The 17,833-nt window shown below is 71.1% G+C and carries 15 protein-coding genes; 6 read left to right on the top strand and 9 right to left on the bottom strand.

Annotated features, from left to right (window positions below; genetic code table 11):
• Positions 1 to 19: 19 nt before the first annotated feature.
• From ACFXOO_RS08520 to aqpZ, 4 genes are all read left to right on the top strand, one after another.
• Complete coding sequence (locus tag ACFXOO_RS08520) at positions 20 to 1,177, top strand: DUF4350 domain-containing protein (RefSeq protein ID WP_394563334.1); 1,158 nt, start codon at positions 20 to 22, stop codon at positions 1,175 to 1,177.
• Between the two features lie 74 nt (positions 1,178 to 1,251).
• The gene (locus ACFXOO_RS08515) at positions 1,252 to 2,175 is read left to right on the top strand and encodes an AAA family ATPase (RefSeq protein ID WP_394563404.1); all 924 of its coding nucleotides are present in this window, start codon (positions 1,252 to 1,254) and stop codon (positions 2,173 to 2,175) included.
• A 59-nt stretch (positions 2,176 to 2,234) separates the two neighbouring features.
• Positions 2,235 to 3,542 carry a DUF58 domain-containing protein gene (locus ACFXOO_RS08510; RefSeq protein ID WP_394563333.1) on the top strand — a complete coding sequence of 436 codons (1,308 nt, stop codon included), beginning with the start codon at positions 2,235 to 2,237 and terminating at the stop codon, positions 3,540 to 3,542.
• A 107-nt stretch (positions 3,543 to 3,649) separates the two neighbouring features.
• Positions 3,650 to 4,441, top strand: a complete 792-nt coding sequence (aqpZ, locus tag ACFXOO_RS08505; RefSeq protein WP_378840949.1) for an aquaporin Z — start codon at positions 3,650 to 3,652, stop codon at positions 4,439 to 4,441.
• Positions 4,442 to 4,499: 58 nt separating this feature from the next.
• Here aqpZ and katG read toward each other — a convergent pair whose 3' ends face one another.
• The 3 genes from katG to ACFXOO_RS08490 form a co-directional block, all read right to left on the bottom strand.
• Positions 4,500 to 6,785, bottom strand: coding sequence for a catalase/peroxidase HPI (katG, locus tag ACFXOO_RS08500; RefSeq protein WP_378853660.1), 2,286 nt, complete (start codon positions 6,783 to 6,785; stop codon positions 4,500 to 4,502).
• Complete coding sequence (locus ACFXOO_RS08495) at positions 6,782 to 7,258, bottom strand: Fur family transcriptional regulator (RefSeq protein WP_378840976.1); 477 nt, start codon at positions 7,256 to 7,258, stop codon at positions 6,782 to 6,784. Before ACFXOO_RS08495 ends, katG begins: the two co-directional genes overlap by 4 nt.
• 62 nt (positions 7,259 to 7,320) lie before the next feature.
• Complete coding sequence (locus tag ACFXOO_RS08490; protein WP_378840978.1) at positions 7,321 to 8,310, bottom strand: stage II sporulation protein M; 990 nt, start codon at positions 8,308 to 8,310, stop codon at positions 7,321 to 7,323.
• 16 nt (positions 8,311 to 8,326) lie between these two features.
• Here ACFXOO_RS08490 and ACFXOO_RS08485 point away from each other — a divergent pair, with 16 nt between their 5' ends.
• A complete protein-coding gene (locus ACFXOO_RS08485) occupies positions 8,327 to 9,193 on the top strand; it encodes an RDD family protein (protein ID WP_378853658.1) in 867 nt (288 codons plus the stop codon).
• Between the two features lie 37 nt (positions 9,194 to 9,230).
• Here ACFXOO_RS08485 and ahcY read toward each other — a convergent pair whose 3' ends face one another.
• A complete protein-coding gene (ahcY, locus tag ACFXOO_RS08480; RefSeq protein ID WP_394563332.1) occupies positions 9,231 to 10,742 on the bottom strand; it encodes an adenosylhomocysteinase in 1,512 nt (503 codons plus the stop codon).
• Positions 10,743 to 10,798: 56 nt separating this feature from the next.
• Positions 10,799 to 11,005 (bottom strand): DUF3499 family protein, encoded by a 207-nt coding sequence (locus tag ACFXOO_RS08475; protein ID WP_378840985.1) that lies wholly within the window; start codon positions 11,003 to 11,005, stop codon positions 10,799 to 10,801.
• Positions 11,006 to 11,110: 105 nt separating this feature from the next.
• Between ACFXOO_RS08475 and ACFXOO_RS08470 the strand changes: the two genes are divergently transcribed.
• Positions 11,111 to 11,545: a metallopeptidase family protein gene (locus ACFXOO_RS08470; protein ID WP_378840987.1), complete on the top strand. Its 435-nt coding sequence runs from the start codon at positions 11,111 to 11,113 to the stop codon at positions 11,543 to 11,545.
• A gap of 19 nt (positions 11,546 to 11,564) precedes the next feature.
• Here the strand turns inward: ACFXOO_RS08470 and ACFXOO_RS08465 are convergent, their stop codons facing one another.
• From ACFXOO_RS08465 to manA, 4 genes are all read right to left on the bottom strand, one after another.
• The gene (locus ACFXOO_RS08465; protein WP_394563331.1) at positions 11,565 to 12,977 is read right to left on the bottom strand and encodes a DUF5719 family protein; all 1,413 of its coding nucleotides are present in this window, start codon (positions 12,975 to 12,977) and stop codon (positions 11,565 to 11,567) included.
• Positions 12,974 to 15,832, bottom strand: a complete 2,859-nt coding sequence (locus ACFXOO_RS08460) for a glycosyltransferase (RefSeq protein ID WP_394563330.1) — start codon at positions 15,830 to 15,832, stop codon at positions 12,974 to 12,976. The genes ACFXOO_RS08465 and ACFXOO_RS08460 overlap by 4 nt, the downstream gene beginning before the upstream one ends.
• Before the next feature lie 89 nt (positions 15,833 to 15,921).
• Positions 15,922 to 16,242, bottom strand: a complete 321-nt coding sequence (locus ACFXOO_RS08455) for a WhiB family transcriptional regulator (RefSeq protein WP_378840993.1) — start codon at positions 16,240 to 16,242, stop codon at positions 15,922 to 15,924.
• Between the two features lie 355 nt (positions 16,243 to 16,597).
• On the bottom strand, positions 16,598 to 17,827 hold the full coding sequence (gene manA, locus ACFXOO_RS08450; RefSeq protein WP_378840995.1) for a mannose-6-phosphate isomerase, class I: 1,230 nt from the start codon (positions 17,825 to 17,827) through the stop codon (positions 16,598 to 16,600).
• Between the last annotated feature and the right edge of the window lie 6 nt (positions 17,828 to 17,833).

Below are 17,833 nucleotides of genomic sequence, written 5' to 3'. Positions count from 1 at the left end.
CGCACAGACCCCTGCCCCGGTGACCTCCCCGGACACCGGGACCGCCGCGTCCACCCGCCGCAGATCGGCGCTCGCGTGGGGCGCCATCGTCGCCGTTCTGGTGCTCGTCGGCATCGCGGGGACGCTCCTCGCCAGCGCGGGCCAGTGGTCGCAGCGCGGGGTGCTCGATCCCGAGTCCGCGGGCCCGTCGGGGACCCGCGCACTGGTGCAGATCCTGCGGGATCGGGGTGTCGAGGTGACGATCGCGCGCGATCGCGACGCGGCGCGGTCGGCCCTGGCGCAGGGCGAGGCGACTCTGGTCCTCGCAGACACCCCGCTCCTGTCGGATGACACGCTGCGCCGCACCGCGGATGCCGCGACCTCGGTGGTCCTCATCGATCCCCGTGCCCGCAGCCTCCGCGTGCTGCTCCCCGGCAGTTCTCCGGGGGGCGTCGCGGCAGCGGAGGCGCTCGCCCCGTCGTGCGATGTCGGTGCGGCCGACCGATCAGGCGACATCGACGGGGCAGCGCTCTTCCGGCCCGGTGCCGGGGTCGTGGGCTGCTACCCCGAGGGCGAGGGGTACGGTCTGCTCACGGACGGGACGACCTCCGCGGTCGACGGCGCGGCCCTCTTCACGAACGCCTCACTTTCGTCACGCGGCAACGCCGCCCTCGCGATAAACCTGATGGGGCAGCATCCGAAGCTCGTCTGGTACATCCCGTCCGCGGGTGACGCCGACCGGACGAGCGGCTCGCTGGGCGCGCAGACCCCCGATTGGGTCGCCCCGAGCATCGTCCTCCTCCTCTGCGCCGGGGTGGCAGCCGCCCTCTGGCGAGGACGACGGTTCGGCCCGCTGGTGGCGGAGCGGCTCCCCGTGACGGTGCGCGCCGCCGAGACCATGGAGGGTCGCGCCCGCCTGTACGCACGATCGCGCGATGCCGTGCACGCCGCCGATCAGCTCAGGATCGGCACGCTGGGGCGTCTTGCGCAGCTGCTCGCGCTCGGACCGTCCGCGGATGCCGCGGTGATCTCGGACGCCGCGGCCTCTCGCCTGAGCGCCGACCGCGGCGTGGTCCGCGCCGTCCTGATCGATGATCTCCCCCGCACCGACGCCGACCTGGTCGCTCTGAGCGACCGCCTGCGCGATCTCGAGAACGCCGTGCGCACAGCCGTGCGGCCGGAAAGGAACCGACCGTGACCGAGCACGATCCCATCCCCCTGCCCGACCCGATCCCCGCCGCCGGACACGACGACGATGCGCTCCGCGAAGCGATGAACCGGGTGCGCCTCGAGGTCGGCAAGGCCGTCGTCGGCCAGGACGGCGCGGTCACGGGTCTGCTGATCGCCGTGCTCGCCCGCGGGCACGTGCTGCTGGAGGGCGTCCCGGGCGTCGCCAAGACGCTGCTCGTGCGCACGCTCAGCCGCGCGCTCGGCCTCGATACGAAGCGCATCCAGTTCACCCCTGATCTGATGCCCGGCGATGTCTCGGGTTCGCTCGTCTACGACGCCCGCACCGGGGAGTTCGAGTTCCGCGAGGGGCCGGTGTTCACCAACATCGTGCTGGCCGACGAGATCAACCGCACGCCGCCGAAGACGCAGGCCGCGCTCCTCGAGGCGATGGAGGAACGCCAGGTGTCCAGCGATGGGGTGACGCGCGCGCTGCCCGATCCGTTCCTGGTCGCCGCGACGCAGAACCCGATCGAGCACGAAGGCACCTACACGCTTCCCGAGGCGCAGCTGGACCGGTTCCTCCTCAAGCTCCTCATCGAGATCCCGTCGCGGGACGCCGAGATCGATGTGCTGCGGCGGCACGCGGCGGGGTTCGACCCGCGCGCCCTCGCCGACGTGCACGCGGTGATCGGCGCCGACGAGATCACCGCCGCGCAGCGGGCCGCGGCAGCCGTCACGGTCTCGGACGACGTCCTCGCCTACGTCGTCGATCTCGCTCGCGCGACGCGCGAGAGCCCGTCCGTCCAGCTCGGAGTGAGCCCCCGAGCCACGACCGGTCTGCTCGCCGCCGCCAAAGCCTGGGCGTGGCTCGTCGGGTCACCCGCCATCACCCCCGACCACGTCCAGACGATGGTGGTGCCCGCATGGCGGCACCGCATCCGCCTGCGCACCGACGCCGAGCTCGAGGGCGTGTCGGTCGACGCCGTGCTCGGATCGGTCATGCAGCAGACACGCGTACCGATCTGACTCCCGGTCGACGCACCTCCTCCTCGCCGCATCCACTCGCTTCCACCGCAAGGATCCGCATGTACCTCACCGGCCGTCTGCCGTTGCTCGTCGGCCTCGGCGTGATCCCGGTGATCCTCCTCGCCGTCGCCGGTGCCGACCCCTGGCTCTGCATGGTGGGCTGGCTGCTGCTGTGCGCGGGCGTCGCCTGCGCGGATGCCGCGGCCGCCGCCGATCCGCGCCTGGTCGACATCGCCCGCACGATTCCCGGTCGGGTGCTGCTCGGTGAGGGCGTGCAGACCGAACTGCGCGTCCGCAACACGGGGTCGCGACTCCTGCGCGGACGCCTCCGCGACGCATGGCAGCCCACCGCAGGCGCCCCTCTCGCACGGGCGGTGATCGAGATCCCCCCGGGAGAGAGCAGGCGGGTGTCCATCCCCCTGCGACCCCGCCGTCGTGGTGAGCTGACCTCGCGGTTCGTGGTCATCCGCGCCGATGGTCCCCTCCGCCTCGCGGGACGCCAGGGGCGTGTCGATGCCCCCGCCGCCGTGCGCGTGCTGCCGCCCTTCACGTCTCGGCGCCACCTTCCTTCGCGCCTCGCCCGCCTGCGGGAGATGGACGGCAACACGAGCGTGCAGATGCGCGGCCAGGGCACGGAGTTCGACAGCCTGCGCGAGTACGTCCGAGGCGACGACGTCCGCTCGATCGACTGGCGCGCGACCGCGCGCGCGGGCAGCACGATGCTGCGCACCTGGCGGCCGGAGCGCGACCGTCACGTCGTCGTGCTCATCGACACCGGACGCACGTCCGCCGCTCGCGTCGGCGACGGGGTGCGCCTGGACGCCGCGATGGAAGCAGCTCTTCTGCTGTCGGCCCTCGCGACCCGCGCGGGCGACCACGTGCACCTCGTGATGTTCGACCGAGTCGCGCGTGCCCGCGTGACGGGCGTGGACGGAGCTCCGCTGCTCCCGGCCCTCGTGGACGCCATGGCGCCGGCGCAGCCCCAGCTGATCGACACCGATTGGGATGCCGCGTTCGCCCAGGTGCGCGCGCTGACCTCACGGCCCTCGCTGGTCGTTCTGCTCACCGCACAGGACGCACCCGAGGCCGCTCGAGGCCTCCTCGGATCGCTGACATCGCTCACCCGTCGCACGCTCGTACTGGTCGGGAGCGCGACCGATGCCGAGTTGCACGACGTCGCCGGCGCTCGCGGAGACGCCGCCGAGGTCTACCGGGCGGCCTCTGCCGAGCGTGCGATCCGCGACGCCGAGCGTTTCGCGTCCGCCGTCGGCCGGGCCGGCGCTGAGGCGATCGCCGACACCCCCGACGATCTGCCCCCGCGGGTCGCCGACCGGTATCTGGCACTTAAGGCGACAGGTCGGCTCTGAGCTCACCCCGCCACGCGACGTCACAGGCGGTCATCGATGCTCGTGCCTCACTGTGAATCGGCTGGGAAGCGGCTACGCTCGCGATCGAGGCTGAAAGGAGCTCTCTCATGCCAGATTCGAACCCCGCGGTCAATCCCAGCACCGCGACCAAGCTGATCGCCGAGGCGCTCGGCACCTTCCTGCTGGTCTTCGGTTCCATCGGAACCGCCCTGTTCGCGGCGAACTTCGGCGTGAGCGACAACGGCACCTCGCTCGGTGTCGGCTTCGTCGGCGTCGCGCTGGCGTTCGGCCTGACCCTCATGGCCGGCATCTACGCCTGGGGCCCGATCTCGGGTGGTCACTTCAACCCCGCCGTGACGTTCGGTCTGGCCGCCGCGGGCCGCTTCCCCTGGCGAGAAGCCCCCGGCTACATCGTCGCCCAGATCGTGGGCGGCGCCGTCGGCACGTCGATCATCGTCCTCATCGGGCTCTCCGGCCCCGACGGCTGGCTGAGCGCCGCACAGGACGGCGGCTTCGCCAGCAACGGGTACGGCGACAGCTCGCCCGGCGGCTTCGGCCTCGGTGCCGCCATCGTCGCCGAGATCGTGTTCACCGCGATCTTCATCCTCGTGATCCTCGGGGTGACGAACGAGAAGCGCGGTGCCGGACAGCTCGCCGGGGTCGCGATCGGATTCACGCTCGTGTTCATCCACCTCGCGTCCATCCCGATCGACAACACCTCCGTGAACCCCGCCCGGTCGATCGCCACGGCGATCTACGGCGGCGGCGATGCGCTCGGCCAACTCTGGGTGTTCATCCTGTTCCCCCTCGTCGGCGGACTGCTCGCGGGCTTCCTGCACCGCGGCCTGTTCGAGCCGCGTCCGGCGTCGACCCAGCCCTCCGAGGCACGCCAGGGCTGACACCCCGCACACGGAAGCGGCCCGTCCCCGAGGGGGCGGGCCGCTTCCGTGTCGAGGATCAGACCAGATCGAACCGATCGAGCTCGGTGACCTTGCCCCACGCCGCGACGAAGTCGCGGACGAACTTCTCCGAGGCGTCGTCGCTCGCATAGACCTCGGCGAGCGCGCGCAGCTCGGAGTTCGACCCGAACAGCAGATCGACGCGGGTACCCGTCCACGTGCGGTCGCCCGTGGCGTCATCCGTCGCCTGGAACGCATGCTGACCCGGGTCGAGCGCCTTCCAGGTCGTGCCGAGGTCGAGCAGGTTCACGAAGAAGTCGTTCGTCAGCACGCCCACGCGCTCCGTGAGCACGCCGTAGGACGACTCGTCCCAGTTGGTGCCGAGCACGCGCAGACCGCCGATCAGCACCGTCATCTCCGGCGCGCTGAGCGTCAGCAGATTGGCCTTGTCGATGAGCAGGTGCTCTTCCGGCAGCGTGGAGGCCATGGCGAGCGGCCCCAGGTAGTTGCGGAATCCGTCGGCGGCAGGCTCGAGGTATCCGAACGACTCGAGGTCGGTCTGATCCTGGGTCGCGTCGGTCCGACCCGGACGGAACGGCACCTCGGCCTCGACGCCGGCGGCCCGAGCGGCCTGCTCGACACCGGCATTGCCCGCCAGCACGATCAGGTCGGCCAGCGAGACCTTCTTGCCGTCGCCGCGGCCCTCGTTGAAGGACGACTGCACGCCCTCGAGCGCGTCGAGCACCTTCGCCAGCTGGGCGGGCTTGTTGACGGCCCAGTCCTTCTGCGGAAGCAGCCGGATGCGGGCGCCGTTGACGCCGCCCCTCTTGTCGCTGCCGCGGAAAGTGGATGCTGCGGCCCAGGTGGTCGCGACGAGCTCCGAGACCGAGAGACCCGTCTCGAGGATGCGACGCTTCAACTCGCCGGCGTCGGATGCGTCGATCAGCACATGATCGACCGCGGGCACCGGGTCCTGCCAGATGAGCTCCTCGGCAGGGACCTCGGAACCCAGATAGCGGTCGATCGGACCCATGTCGCGATGTGTCAGCTTGAACCAGGCTCGCGCGAAGGCGTCGGCGAAGGCATCGGGGTCTTTCGCGAAGCGCTCCGAGATGGGCCCGTAGATCGGGTCGAAGCGCAGGGCGAGGTCGCTCGTGAGCATGCGCGGCTCACGGCGCGTGGACGCGTCGTGCGCCAGCGGCACCATGTCGGAGCCCGCGCCGCCGACGGGCCGCCACTGGTTCGCCCCGGCCGGGCTCTTCATCAGCTCCCAGTCGTACGCGAACAGGATGTGGAAGTACTCGTTGTCCCAGCGGGTCGGGTGGTAGGTCCACGTGACCTCGAGCCCGCTGGTGATCTGGTCGTCACCCTTGCCGGACGCGAAGTTGTTCTTCCATCCGAGGCCCTGGCGTTCGAGGCCGGCGGCCTCGGGGTTGTCCTCGAGGTTGGTGTCGGGGGCTGCGCCGTGCGTCTTGCCGAACGTGTGACCGCCGGCGATCAGCGCGACCGTCTCCTCGTCGTTCATCGCCATGCGCGCGAAGGTCTCACGGATGTCGCGCGCCGAGGCGAGCGGGTCGGGGTTGCCGTTCGGTCCCTCCGGGTTCACGTAGATGAGCCCCATCTGCACGGCCGCGAGCGGCTTCTGCAGATCGCGGTCCCCCGAATAGCGATCATCGCCGAGCCAGACCGTCTCGGGACCCCAATAAACGTCCTCGTCGGGTTCCCAGACGTCGGCACGCCCACCACCGAAGCCGAACGTTCGGAAGCCCATCGATTCGAGGGCCACGTTGCCGGCGAGGATCATGAGGTCGGCCCACGACAGGTTCTGCCCGTACTTCTTCTTGATGGGCCAGAGCAGTCGGCGGGCCTTGTCGAGCCCCACGTTGTCGGGCCAGCTGTTGAGCGGGGCGAAGCGCTGCTGACCGGCGCCGCCGCCGCCACGGCCGTCCATCACGCGATAGGTGCCCGCGCTGTGCCACGCCATGCGGATCATCAGCGGACCGTAGTTGCCGAAGTCGGCGGGCCACCACGCCTGCGAGGTGGTGAGCGTCTGCTCGATATCGGCCTTCACCGCGGCGAGGTCGAGGCTCTCGAAGGCGGCCTTGTAATCGAAGTCGTCGCCCAGCGGGTTGGACACCGCGGGGTTCTTCGCGAGGATCTTCAGGTTCAACTGGTTCGGCCACCACACGCGGTTGGCCGAGCCCGACGTCGGGTGCGGCTGGGCGTGGATGACGGGGCACGAGGCGGCCTCGTTCTCGGCCTCGGGCGTCGTGTCGGTGACGGACTGGTCGATCTGGTCGACCTGCTCCCCGATGGGAGCGACGGTGTCGTCGTGTGCGGTCATGGTTTTCCTTCCATGTGGGGTGGCGGGGTGGGGATGGTCGGGTCGGATGCCGCGCAGTCGGCACACAGACCCCAGAAGGTGATCTCAGCCTCCTGAATGGAGAAGCCGTGCGGATCGGCGGGATGCAGACAGGGGGCGGCGCCCGTGGCGCACTCCACGTCGGCCACCGCGCCGCAGGAGGTGCACACCGCGTGGTGGTGGTTGTCACGCAGATGCAGTTCGAACAGCATCGGCCGGCCGGCGGGTTCGATCCGCCGCGCCAGGTCGGCGGTCACGAAGTCGCCCAGGGCGTTGTAGACCGACTGAAGGCTGGTGTGCGGCATCCGCTTCATCACGAGCGTGTGGATGTCGTCGGCGCTGGCATGCGGCCGATCACGGAGAGCCTCGTACACGGCCTCACGCGATCGCGTGACACGCAGCCCGGCCGCGCGCAGATCGTCCGCGGCGCGGGGTGCCCACGGAGTATCGATCATCTTCTCAGACTAGCCCTGTTTTGAGCGTTTCAAAAGAGAGGGTCTCGTTCCGGGGGTCGCGCTCACCCTGCCACGAGGCGCGGCGTGCCCGTCTCGTACTCGGTGAGATCACCGGTCTCCCCGCGCCGCGCCGCCGTGCGGCCGACGACCAACATGTAGAACAGGAAGACCGCGAGGGCCGCGGCGCCGATGCCGATCTTGACCGGCCACGGCCAGGGCTGGCCCGTGACGAACCCCTCGACCAGCCCCGACAGCCCGAGGGCGAAGACCAGGCCGATCGCGACGGTCACCAGCGATCTTCCGGCCGCAGCGAGCGACGCCCCTCGGGATTGCGGGCCGGGCGCCACCCACGACCAGAACACGTGCAGCCCGGCCGCGGCGGCGACGAAGATGCACGTGAGCTCGAGCATCCCGTGCGGGAGGATGTAGAGCAGGAACACATCGCCGCGATCGAAGGCGATCAGGATGGCCGCCGCTTGACCGACACCCACGGCGTTCTGCATCAGCACCATGAGCGGCCAGATGCCGGTGATGCCGAACAGGACGCACTGCGCGGCGATCCAGGCGTTGTTCGTCCACACCGTGCCCGCGAAGACCGCGGCGGGGTTGTAGTACGAGGTGAAGCTGTCTTCGGCGTACTCCTCGAGCTGCGCCTGACTGCCGAGCGACGCGACCAGCGCCGGGTCGCCCGAGACCCAGAAGGCGACGAGCGCGGCGGTCAGCACGAAGACCACGGCGATCACGAGGGTGGTGTATCGCACGCGGTACAAGGCGGCGGGCAATTGCAGGACGAAGAAGCGGGGAACCTGCCGGAGGACGTTGTCGGGACTGCCCGTCAGCCGCAGTCGCGCCCGCGAGAGCAGGGTCGAGACGTGATCTCCCTGGGTGGTGCGCCCGGCCGACGACTTGATGTCGGCGAGATCGGCGGACGCGGCCTGATACCGGGTCACGAGCTCGTCGACATCGGCGCCGGACAGCCGCCGGGATCGCCCGAGCGCATCGAGGCGAGCCCACTCCTCCCGACGCGCAGCGGTGAGGGCGTCGAGGTCCATTTGCTTTACTGTACCCATGCCCGAGGACACCGCACCTCCCGCCCCGTCGGCCCCGACGCGGCCGCAGCTCATCGATGTCCAGCAGGACGAGGTGCTCACCGGTGAGGCCGTGGCCCTGGACGTCCAGCCCGTGGGCTTCTTCCTCCGCGCACTCGGCACGCTGATCGACATGGTCGTGGCCGCCGCGCTGTTCCTGCTGTTCGTTCTCGTGCTCACCGCCCTGCTCGCGCAGGGGGCGATCGACGAGACCGTGCTGCCCATCCTCTCCATCGCCATGCTCGTCACCGTGACGGTGATCGTCCCGACGGCCGTGGAGACGGCGACGCGCGGACGCAGCCTCGGCAAGCTCGCGGTGGGTGCCCGGATCGTCCGCGCCGACGGTGGCGCCTCGGGCTTCCGCCAGTCGTTCATCCGCGCACTCACCGGCGTGTTCGAGCTCTGGTTCACCGTCGGAGCCGTAGCAGCGCTCGTCGGGGCCTTCACCCCGCGGTCTCAGCGGCTGGGCGACCTGCTGGCGGGCACCTACTCCGAGCGCACGCGCGCGCCCGAGCTGCCTGCGCCGCCGCTGCCCGTTCCGCCCGCGTTGGCGGGATGGGCGATGACGGCCGACGTCGCTCGACTCCCGGACCCTCTGGCCCGTCGCATCGCGCAGTTCTCACAGCAGGCGGGGCATCTGCAGCCGCCCGCGCGGGCGCGGATCGCGACGTCCCTCGCCTCCGAGGCCGCCGCCTTCGTGTCGCCGCGTCCCGACGTCGACGCCGAGACGCTGCTGATCGCGGTCATGGCGGTGCGACGCGACCGCGAGCTGCACGCGCTTCTGCTCCAGAACCAGCGCGTGGAGGCCCTGACCTCCGGCGCCACCCGCGGCTTCCCCGACCGCTGAACCCACCGACGCGGGCTCCGGGCGCTGCGACCCGGCGTCAGTAGCGGTACTGGTCGAGCTTGTACGGTCCGTCGACGGGAACGCCGATATAGGCCGCCTGAGCAGGGGTGAGCACCGTCAATTCGACGCCGAGCGCGGGCAGATGCAGTCGGGCCACCTTCTCGTCCAGCTCCTTGGGCAACGTGTGCACGCCGACCGGGTACTGCTCGATGCGCATGAACAGCTCGAGCTGCGCGAGGACCTGATTGGTGAAGGACGCACTCATGACGAAGGACGGATGTCCCGTCGCGTTGCCGAGGTTCATCAAGCGCCCCTCGCTGAGGATCAGCACGCTGCGACCGTTCGGCATCCGCCACTCGTGCACCTGCGGCTTGATCTCGACGGACTCGGCTCCGGCCAGAGCGGAGAGACCCGCCATGTCGATCTCATTGTCGAAGTGCCCGACGTTCGCGACGATCGCCAGATGCTTGAGGCCGAGGAGGTCGTCGACGCCGACGACATCCCTGTTGCCGGTGCCGGTCACCACGATGTCGACGTCGCCGACGACAGCGCGCAGAGGCGTCACCTGGAAGCCGTCCATTGCGGCCTGGAGCGCACAGATCGGATCGACCTCGCCGACGATGACGCGTGCACCCTGACCGCGAAGCGCCTCCGCCGCCCCCTTGCCGACATCGCCGTAGCCGCACACGAACACGGTCTTGCCGCCGATCAGCACGTCCGTCGCCCGGTTGAGGCCGTCGGGAAGCGAATGGCGGATGCCGTACTTGTTGTCGAACTTCGACTTGGTGACCGAGTCGTTGACGTTGATCGCGGGGAAGAGCAGGTCCCCGGCGGCCGCGAGCTCGTACAGGCGGTGCACGCCCGTCGTGGTCTCCTCCGTCACTCCGAGGATGCCCGCGGCCATGCGCGTCCAGCGCTGCGGGTCGGCCGCCAGACTCCGGCGCAGCGTGTCGAGGACCACGGTGTACTCGTGCGGGTCTCCGGGCGCGGCATCCGGCACCGCCCCCTTCGCCTCGAACTCCACACCACGATGGACGAGCAGGGTGGCGTCGCCCCCGTCGTCGAGGATGAGGTTGGGGCCGTCCGCACCCTCGGCGGACCAGTCGAAGATGCGGTCGGCGCACTCCCAGTACTCCTCGAGGGTCTCGCCCTTCCAGGCGAAGACCGGCACACCCTGAGGTTCGGTCACGGTTCCGGTGCGACCGACCACGACAGCGGCGGCCGCCTCATCCTGCGTGGAGAAGATGTTGCAGCTCGCCCAGCGGACGCGCGCGCCCAGCGCCACGAGGGTCTCGATCAGCACCGCGGTCTGCACCGTCATGTGCAGCGAGCCGGCGATGCGAGCGCCCGCCAGCGGCTGCGCCGGACCGAACTCCTCGCGCAGGGCCATGAGCCCGGGCATCTCGTTCTCGGCGAGCCGGATCTGATGGCGGCCCGCCTCGGCCAGGGTCAGGTCCGCGATCGCGTGATCGAGGGAGCGGGCGGATGCCCCGGAAGACGCGTCGTCGAAGATCTCGGTGCCGGTGAAGAACGGGGTGGGCGTCGACATGCCGCCATCTTCCCACGGCGCCCGGAGGCGGGCGCGGGATCACGCGCGCCGGTGGATCAGACCCGGAGCGACTCGTGACGGACGACGATCCAGCCTTTCGGCACGGACAGACGGTCGGTGTGGATCGCGCACAGGTCGTGGGCGTGCGGGTCGTCGCCGCCGCCCAGGGGGCCGAGGGCCGCCATCTGGTCGCCGTAGTCGAACGTCAGGGTCGTCACGGCCTCGCGGGCACAGGCGACCTTCGAGCAGAGTCTTTCGCGCATCGTCGTCATGGTATCCGCGTCTTCCGACGGCGCGGATGTGCCGCGCCGCGAGGTACGGCTCACGCCTCAGCGGCCGCATCGCTCAGCGCGCGTAAGATGGGGCGCATGGCCTGGCGGAAAGCGACGACCCCGCCGCCGCGACGTCCCGCGCGACACGGCCGGCACGGCCGCGAGGACCGCAGCCCGGTGGTCCGCCCCCCGCTTCCGCCGCTCGACACGCGCGCCGAGCGATTCGACCTCGCTGTCGGCACGGCTGCGGAGTTCCTGAGATCGGCATGGAGCGAACTGCAGGGCGTCAGCTTCGAGATCGGCGACATGCCGGCCTCGAGCGATGACGACGGCATCCCGCGCTGGAAGGTGCTGACCGACGAGAAGCGCATCATCGTCTACCGGCTGCCGATCGAACGCCTGTCGCACCTCCACCGCAACGACGACCTGCACCGCCGCATGATGATCGAGAGCTGTGTCTTCCGCGCGGCGGCGGAGTACCTCGATCGCGACCCGTGGGACCTTGGTCCGGAGCGGTTCCGCTACTTCTGAATCCACGCCGGGCGATCCGTCACGGGTACACCGAGATGGATCGGGCCGCAGCATCCGCCGACCACACCGGGAAAGCGGCGAGTGCGCCGTCGCCGGCCATCGACACCTCGGCGTGGACGCCCGGCGCTCCCCCGGCGTCGAGCAGGTAGACGGTGCGACCCGCGAGGGGCACGGCGCTGCTGCCGCGTGCGGGCACCGTGACCGTCGATAGCGCCCCGCTCCCGCTCCGGGGGCTCACGATGACGGTCGCGTCCACGTCTCCCGAGTTCGCGATCGTCAACACGGCGTCCGGTCCCGACGTGGTCGCGAACAGGCTGGGCAGGGTGACCTCGGGTGCGACGGAGTACCAGCCGTAATCGGCGGCCTCCCCCGAGCCCGCCACCTGCCGGACGGCCGCAACCACGGGCGTCTCCGCCGTCACCGTCACCGTATAGCTGCCCAGCGCGAGGCCCGGCAGTTCGACCTCGGCGGGGTGACCGGCGGTGAGCGGCACCGTGGAGGGGGGCAGGGACGCCGTCGCCGCATCGGCGGATGCGACCGTGATCGTGGCGGTGGCGTCCGCCGTGGGTGCGAGCACCCGCACCACCGTCGCGGGGTCACCGCCGGAGGGCGCCGTCGTCACGTCGACGCCGGGGATCACCGCGGTCTGCCCCGGGGCGGCGACAGCACCCACCTGATCGAGACCGATGGGGACGAGGGTGTCGGTCAAGGACGATTGGAGCGCCGCGCGGACGGGCGCCCCGGAGGCCGAGACCCTCACCACGGGGCTCGATTCGCCGACGATGAGTCCCGCGAGCGGAACGACGATCTGGGTCCCGGGAGGCACGACGAGGTCGCTGCCGCCCGGCGGGACGACCGGGTCGCCTGCCCCGTAGACAGTCAACTGCACGGTGGCCGGAACCGATCCGGGGTTCGCGAGCAGCACCAGGTCGGAGTAGCCGGTCGTCGTGGCTCCCGCGACGAGCCAGGACTCCATCATGGGCGGCTGGCACGCGGTGGCCGCCAGCCCTCGCAGGTCGTCGGCGTCCACGGATGCGGAGCCCGACGCGGCGATGTCCGTCCGAACGCCGTCGACGGGCGCGGCCGCAAAGGCGAGCGGACTCCCGCCGCTGACTCCGGGTACCACGAGTGCACTTTCGCTCGGCACGATCGCCGGGTCGGCCGTGCCCGACGTGACGCTCTGCTCGGCCGCGACCGACAGGCTCCCCGCGCTGGCCGCGTCGCGACCGAGCGCGAGGATCCCTCCGGTGCACGAGACCACGCTCTCCGCGGCCGCGGGAGTCGCCTCGAGCGCCACCGGTTCGCGGGCGACCTGAGGCCAGGGGGCGGCGACCGCGGTCGCGACCGCGACGACGAAGGCCACCGAGACGACGGTGCCGATCGCAACGCGCGTGCCGGCGCCCGTCCAGCGGAGTCCTCGCCGGTCGCTCATGAGGTCTCCTGCCACGACGGCCCGACGATCCGGGAAGAGCGGCGCGCCTCGCGGCGGGTGGAGCGCGTGGGCACGGCGAGCAGCAGTGCTGCCGCGACCACGATGAGCTGCAGGGCTGTGACCCACTGCGACACGGCGCGTACGGATGCGTCGGCCCGGGCGCGCGGCTGGGTCTCGTCGACGACCCGCCACAGCTGTCCCTTCGCCGTCAGGCCCACGGCGTCGAGCCAGTCTCGCTGATCGAGCGCCGTCACCGCGGAGAGCCGCAGCGCGCGGGCCGCTTCGGACTCCGGGTCGGCCGCGGTCCCGAGCAGCACGAAGCTGACCCCCGCGGAGGAGAGGCGCTGCACGACATCGTCGCCGCTGGAGGTGACCAGGTCGGCCGTGAGGTCGGCGATCTGCTGGTCCTGCGGCCCTGGCACGGCGCGGGTGGCGTCGATGGTCGATTGACCGCCGATCGTCTCGCTGCCGCCCCAGATGATCTGTGTGGAGACGCCCCCGCTGTTCTGCGGAGTGAGCGCGATCGTCCCGACATCGGCGTCGTCGCGTCCCTCGGCGGCCACATACGCGGGAAGAGTGGACTGCGGACCGTTCGTGAGGGTCGTCGCGTCCCGCGCGGAAGCCGTGAGGGCGGGGATGGCGAGCACCACCACCGCCGCGATGACGATCGTCGCGCTCAGCACGCGGAGCGGGCGCAGTCGGGGCACGATCCGCGCGTCGAGTGCGACGATCGCCCCGCCGGTGGCCCCGAGCCAGGCCAGGCTGAGCGCGGACCCCGCCCAGAGGGCGACGACCTCGGACTGCGCTGATGACACCGATATCCCCACGGCGCCGACGGCGGTGCCGATTCCGAGCACCGCGACGAGCAGGAGGACGACGCCCGACATCCATCGCGGGGTGAGCGGTGCGATCAGGGCGAGGAGTGCGAGGGGCACCGACAGCAGCGGCACCCACCACGTCGGGGCGCCGCCCAGGAAGGCCGACCAGCCGGCCGGGTCGCTCGTGGGGAACCCCGCCGCCAGGAGGCTGCGTCCCACCGAGTCCGCGGCGACCTGAGGACCCGCCCACACCACTCCGGGATCGGCCAGCAGAGCCAGCAGGTCGCCCTCCCGGATGCGATGCCACACGAGTGGCCCGAAGGCGGCGAGGGCAGGCACGATCACCCAGATCAGACGGGTGACGCCGTCCCCTCTGCGGGACACGATCACCAGGATGATCGCCACCGCCCAGAGCACCAGCAGAGCGGGCGCGAGCGACGGCGCGCAGGCGGCGACCGCAGCGAACAGCAAGGACGCGACCCCGGCCGCCGACCAGGAGCGATGAGCAACGCTTCCCGCGTAGAACAGCCAGGGCAGGAGCAGATGAACGAGGACACCGGTGGGTCGTCCGTCGGTGAGTGCGACGAGGAACGTGGGTGCCAGCATCCACGAAGCTCCACCGACGATGCGCAGGAGTGGACGCTCGGTCAGGCGCGTGGCGAGGAACCAGCCGCCGAGCGCGGCGAGGGGAAGAGCGCAGATCCACAGCAGCACGAGGGCACGGGAGGGATTACCCGGCCACAGGCTGCCCACGACGGCGATGACCGCGGCGAACGGGTCGGCGGGACCTGTGGTGTCCAGACCCGTCGCACGCATTCCGTACGCGGCATCAGCCCACAGCTGCCCGACCGTGGCGCGGAGCGGTTCGAGGGCGCCACCGCCGAGCACGGGCCAGGCGAGAAGCGCCGGGAACGCGACCACGGCGAGGACGGCACCCGCCAGTACGAGCCATGCACCGCCTCCGGAGAAGAACCGCAACTCGTCGCGCGGGCGGTCGGCCCCGGCCTGCGGGATGTCGTCCGATTCGCTGTCGAACCGTCGGCGCAGCTGACCGTAGCCCACGCGCAACGACGCGAGCTGGGCCCACGACGTCGTCCTGCTGCGGCGGATACGTCCGCGTGCACGGGCGACGGCTCCGACCCGCACGAAGGCGACGGCCGAGGCCGCCCACTCGATGCCGACGAGGGACGGATGCTTCGCCAGCAGGTGAAGCACGGTCCGCCACACCGCGGTGGGAAGGATCGCCAGCCAGACGAAGACCCACGCGGGGCCGGCGGCGTATACCAGGCGGCGATGGAGCTGGGCCGTGCGCTCGGCGTAGGCTCGCCGACGGATCCGCTGAGCACTGAGAGGGCTCGGCGCACCCGCCACGCCGTCGCCGGCGGCGGCCACGAGGGCCTGCGGCACGGTCGCCACGCGGTGACCGGCCAGCCGCGCCCGGATGCCGAGATCCAGCCCCTCGTCGGCGCCGACGAGGGCGGGGTCGAGGCCGCCGAGCGCCCGCCACACCTCGGTGCGCACGAGGATCCCTCTCACGTCGACACCGAGGGCGTCCTCCTGGGCGTCGTGCTGACCCTGGTCGAGCTCGTTGTCGGCCAGACCGACCGTCCGGCCGAGCGGAGTCATGCTGACGCCCAGCGAGACGATCTGCGAACGGTCGTCCCAGCGCACGAGCTTCGGACCGACGAGGGCCACCGAGGGGGAGAGTTCGAGCGCGCCGGCGAGACGCGACAGTGCGTCGGGCTCCGGCGCCGTGTCCTGGGCGAGCAGCCAGACGGCGTCGCCGGTGAGCCGTGGTCCTGCGAGCGCCACGGCGGCGGCGAACCGTGTGGAGGCCGGCGCGGTGATGACCGACTCCGCGCCGGACCGAGCGGCCAGCTCCGTCAGTGCTGGATCCGTCCCGCAGAGGATGATGGTGAGGGCATCGATCCGACGCTGTTGCCCGTCGAGTGCGGCCAGGGTCCGGGTGAGGTGAAGCGCCGCAGGGGTGCGCCCGTCGGGGCGCAGAACGAGGACGGCGTGGACACTGGCGGGCATGACTTCGTCAGCCTAAAGGCCGCATCCCGGCCGTGCGGGGTGCACGCGCCGCGCGGAGGAGAACGGACGCCGCGGCATCCGCTCTCCTCTCAGCTGGCGCGTCGCTTCAGCTTGCGGCGTTCGCGCTCGCTGAGTCCGCCCCAGATGCCGAAACGCTCGTCGTTCTGGAGCGCGTATTCGAGGCATCGGTCGCGGACGTCGCATGTCGTGCACACCCGCTTGGCGTCGCGCGTCGAACCGCCTTTTTCCGGAAAGAAGGCCTCGGGATCGGTCTGCGCGCAGAGCGCATCCGTCTGCCACGAGAGCGGATTGTCTTCGAGACCCTCGACCGGTCGACGTACACCCGGCACACCCAACTGCACCGGATCGACGAACCAATTATCGGGAACGCCGGAACGGTAACCCGTCATATCGTTCTCCACCCTGCTATAACCCCCCGCGCTGGTTCGCGCTTAGGGATAATTACACAGGTGTAGTTCGCTCCGGTCAAGTCGCAGATATTAAAGCCTCACTCCGCGCTTGAACCTTCACGACGCGCCATCGGCGTGTCGCACGTGGGTTGCGGACGGCCACCGCGTCGACAGGTGCACGGGCTGCTCGTCCCGAACTTCTGCAGTTCTGCTTCGGCCCCGAACGAGTGCCCCGTGATCTCGGCGCTCGCGCACGGTGGGTCATTCACTCTGCAGAAGCTGGGGACCGTGATCAGCCGGCGACGGCCACCGTGATCCTCGCGACGGGCTCCTGGCGGGCGGCGGCGGCCCCTTGTCAGCCTGCAGCGACCCCCGGCTGCGCCACGAACGCCTCACCGCTCCCGGTGAAGACGAGTTCGCCTTCATCGGCCGTCGCGAAGACCGCTGCCCCCGGGGTCAGATCCACCGTGGTTCCGGATGCCGAAGCCCGCACGGTGACCGCACCGCCGGTCACGAGCACGATCGCGGGGCCCGTGATCGTCACCCGCCGCGCGGTCGCGTCTTCCGGCGAAGCGGCGCCGCCCTTCTCCGCACCGCTCCGCGCGACGGCGGACGGAGCCGAAGCACCCGTCGGCATCGTGACGCGGAGCAGCAGGAAATCCGGGATGCCGACGGGCGCGAACGCTTCGACGCCCTCCGCGATCACTGCCGGCGCGAGCACGGGTGCGGGTCCCGGCGTCGCGTCGAGGATGAGGCGCAGCTCGTCCACATCGATGTGCTTCGGCGTCAATCCCCCGCGCAGCACATTGTCGCTCGCCGCCATCAGTTCGACGCCGAGACCCGAGAGGTAGGCGTGCAGCGCCCCGGCCCGCACGAAGAGGGCCTCACCTCGGTGGAGCACCACGAGGTTCATCAGCAGGGCGACGACCACACCGGGATCGCCGGGATAGGCGTCCGACAGCCGGCGCGCCACCGCCAACTCGCCGGCGAACTCCCTCGAGTGGGCGGAGCGCGCGGCGGCGATGATGTCGGCGACCTCGGGTGCGCCCGACAGCACCCACGCGACCGTGTCGGCGAGGGCATCGGCATCCGCCCCTGCGCCGAGGTGTCCGGCGAGCGCCCGCGGTCCCGCGGAATCGCCCAGCGCCGCCACGAGACGCTGCGTCGCGGCGAGGTCGCGCAGGCCCGCGAGCGCCTCGAAGCGATCGCTGAGCGCGACGATCAGCTCGGGCTTGTGGTTCTCATCGCGGTAATTGCGCGCCCCGGCGTTCCGGTCGAGGCCCGCAGCGTCCTCTCGCGCGAAACCTTCTTCGGCCTGCGTCTTCGAGGGGTGCACCTGGATCGAGAGGGTGGAAGCCGCGGCCAGAAGCTTCAACAGGTAGGGCAGAGGCGCGCCTTCGGCGGCGGTCACGGCGTCCAGTGTGCGTCCCGAACCGTCCTCCACCCGCGCGGGCGACCCGGGGTGATCTCCGAACCACACCTCCGCCTCGGGGTCACCACTCGGGGCGCGCCCCTCCAGGTCGGCGATGAGCGTCCGCGAGCCCCATGCGTTCGGAATCGGGCGGTTCGAGATGGGCGTCAGCATGCCACC

This window comes from Microbacterium sp. P03 (assembly GCF_043556235.1).
In the GTDB taxonomy this organism is placed as follows: Bacteria; Actinomycetota; Actinomycetes; order Actinomycetales; family Microbacteriaceae; genus Microbacterium.
The sequence above is the reverse complement of the archived record's forward strand: the minus strand, read 5'-3'. Positions and strand labels throughout refer to the sequence as shown.